This is a genomic window from Pseudonocardia sp. SID8383, from assembly GCF_009864975.1.
Lineage (GTDB): Bacteria > Actinomycetota > Actinomycetes > Mycobacteriales > Pseudonocardiaceae > Pseudonocardia > Pseudonocardia alni.
The window spans coordinates 1-3,025 of record NZ_WWFY01000488.1 but is presented as its reverse complement, the minus strand read 5'-3'; the positions used below and the strand labels follow the sequence as shown (position 1 = coordinate 3,025).

Sequence of the window (3,025 nt, the reverse complement as noted above, 5' to 3'; positions counted from 1 at the left end):
GACCGCCGGGCCGGGCGGGGTCCCGCCGGCAGCCGGGGCGCGGTCACCGGGCCGGGCGGCGGTCGCACGGGGCGGGGCCGACAACAGCATGGGCAGCGTGGACGGCAGCGGGAACGGCAGCGGGAACGGCGCGGACGGGTTCCTCGCCTTCACCGACGTCGCGCTCGCCCGCGCCGGCGATCGGCTCCCCGGTACCGACCGCGAGGCCATGGCGCTGGTGCTGAACCTGCACCGGATCGCCGGCTCCCTGGTCTACGACCTCGAGTCGACCGTGCACCGCCCCGCCGGATGGAGCTGGTCGGCGTTCCGGCTGCTGTTCACGCTGTGGGTCGCGGGCGGGCAGGAGGCGGGCCGGGCGGCGGAGCTGTGCGGGATGAGCCGGGCCGCGGTGTCCAGCCTGGCCAACACCCTCGCCGCCGGTGAGCTGGTCCGGCGCACGCCCACCGCCGGGGACCGGCGGACCGTGCACCTGTCGCTGACCGACGCGGGGACCGACCGGCTGGTCGCCGCGTTCGGCACCCACAACCGCCGTGAGTCGGAGTGGGCGGCGCTGCTCGGCGCCGACGACCTCGCCGCCCTGAACACTCTGCTCGTCCGCCTCGCCCGGGCGGCGCACCGGGCGGACTGGATCAACCGGCGGACCTGAACTGAACTACTCGGCGCGCGCCGCCGGATCGGCCCTGGCGCCGGGCGGCGCGGCCCTCTACGGTCCTGCCAAGTGATTCAACCTTTGATCGTCGGGCGTGCCCGGCCGGTCGGAGGTCCCGACGACGGGTCGCCGCGGTCGCCGCCCGTCTTCCGGCTCCGAGAGGACACCCGCCGTGGCCAAGCCCTTCGCCTCCTCCGCCGACACCGCCGCCAAGGAGCAGACCCTCGAGGTGCTCGCGGACGGCGTCTACGCCCTCACCGCCGAGGGCGACCCGAACATCGGCGCGATCGAGGGGGAGGACTTCGTCGTCTGCTTCGAGGCCCTCGCCACCCCGGTCGCCGCCCGGAAGTGGCTCGCGATGCTGCGCGAGCACACCGACAAGCCGGTCCGGTACCTCGTGCTGTCGCACTACCACGCGGTCCGGGTGCTGGGCGCGAGCGCGTTCGACGCGCAGACCGTCGTCGCGCACGAGACGACCGCGGCCCTGATCGCCGAGCGTGGCATGGAGGACTGGGCCTCGGAGTTCGCGCGGATGCCGCGGCTGGCCGAGGCCGCCGACTCCGTGCCCGGACTCACCTGGCCGACGCTCACCTTCGCCGACCGTCTCACCCTCGACCTGGGCGGTGACCGCGGCGAGCTGGTGCTGCAGTTCCACGGCCGCGGCCACACCGAGGGCGACATCACCGCCTGGCTGCCGCGGCACCGGATCCTGTTCGCCGGTGACCTCGTGGAGGCCCGGGCCGCGCTCTACACCGGCGACGCGTTCCACCGCGACTGGGCGGGCGGCACCCTCGACCGGCTCGCCGCGCTCGGCGCCGAGCAGCTCGTCGGCGGGCGCGGCGCGGTCAGCCGCGTCCGCGCCGAGGTCGACGCCGCGATCGCCCAGACCCGCGGGTTCCTGCAGGTCATGATCCGGGAGGTCGGCGCGGTGCAGGGGCGCGGCGGCACGCTGAAGGAGGCGTTCGAGGCGACCCACGCCGCACTCGTCGACGACTACGGGCACTGGCCGATCTTCGAGCACTGTCTGCCGTTCGACGTCTCCCGGCTGTGGGACGAGCTGTCCGGTGTGGAGCGTCCGGTGATCTGGACCGCGGAACGCGACCAGGAGGTCTGGGCCCGGCTGCAGGGCTGAGGCACCGGCGAGGGGAGGGAACCCATGTCGACGCCCGCCGCGCCGGCCTGGCCGTCGTCGCCCGTCCTGGTGCTCGGCGCCGGGCCGGTCGGGCAGACCACCGCGCTGCTGCTGGCCCGCCACGGCGTCCCGACGGTCGTGCTGGACCGCCGCCCGGAGCGGGACCGGGCCGGGTCGAAGGCGATCTGTCAGCAGCGCGACGTACTCGACGTCTGGGAGTCCGTCGGCGCCGGGCGCCGGATCGCCGACGAGGGCGTCACCTGGACCACCGCGCGCACCTTCCACCGCGACACCGAGCTGTTCGCCCACACCTTCGCCGAGCCGGGGCGGCCCGCGTTTCCGCCGTTCGTGAACCTCTCGCAGGCCCGGACCGAGCAGATCCTCGACGAGCGGATCGCTGACGAGGCCCTGGTGGACCTGCGCTGGGGGCACGACGTCGTCGGCGTGGAGCAGTCCGCCGACGGTGTCGCCGTCACCCTCGACGGCGGTGGACGGGTCGCGGGGAGCTTCGTGGTCGTCTGTGCCGGTGCCCGCGGCGAGGCGCTGCGCGAGTTGCTCGGGGTCACCTTCGAGGGCACCAGCTTCGACGACCGTTTCCTGATCTGCGACGTCCGCGCCGACCTCCCGGGGTGGGCCACCGAGCGCCGCTTCCACTTCGACCCGGCCGCGAACCCGGGCCGCCAGGTGCTGGTCCACCCCTGTCCGGACTCGACGTTCCGGATCGACTGGCAGGTCCCGGCCGGGTACGACCTCGACGCCGAGACCGCGTCCGGCGCGCTGGACGCCCGGATCCGCGCGGTCATCGGGGACGTCGACCACGAGGTGGTCTGGTCCTCGGTCTACCGGTTCCACTCGCGCGTGGTGGACCGGATGCGGTGCGGCCGGGTCCTGCTGGCGGGCGACGCGGCACACCTGGTGTCCCCGTTCGGTGCCCGCGGGCTGAACTCCGGCGTCGCCGACGCCGAGAACGCCGCCTGGAAGATCGCCTGGGTCGGCCGCGGCTGGGCGCCGGAGGAGCTCCTGGAGAGCTACCACGCCGAGCGGCACGCGGCCGCCCGGGAGAACGTCGCCGTCACGACCGCGACGATGGACTTCCTGGTCCCGCGGGACGCGGAGCGGGTGCGGGCCCGCGCCGAGGTCCTCGCCGCGGCGGCGACCGACCCCGCGGCCCGGGCGCGGGTCGACTCGGGCCGGCTGGCCGAGCCGTTCTGGTACGTCGACTCCGCCCTGACCACCGCCGACGC

Annotated in this window: 3 protein-coding genes; all 3 read left to right on the top strand. The window is 75.2% G+C overall.

The window, feature by feature from the left end; genetic code table 11:
• A partial coding sequence (locus tag GTW08_RS12040) for a MarR family winged helix-turn-helix transcriptional regulator (RefSeq protein WP_237453772.1) occupies positions 1-646 on the top strand: 646 nt, incomplete at its 5' end.
• Positions 647-821: 175 nt separating this feature from the next.
• Positions 822-1,781 carry an MBL fold metallo-hydrolase gene (locus GTW08_RS12035; protein ID WP_073573968.1) on the top strand — a complete coding sequence of 320 codons (960 nt, stop codon included), beginning with the start codon at positions 822-824 and terminating at the stop codon, positions 1,779-1,781.
• A 24-nt stretch (positions 1,782-1,805) separates the two neighbouring features.
• On the top strand, positions 1,806-3,025 hold a 1,220-nt coding region (locus tag GTW08_RS12030), incomplete at its 3' end, for an FAD-dependent monooxygenase (protein ID WP_161151928.1).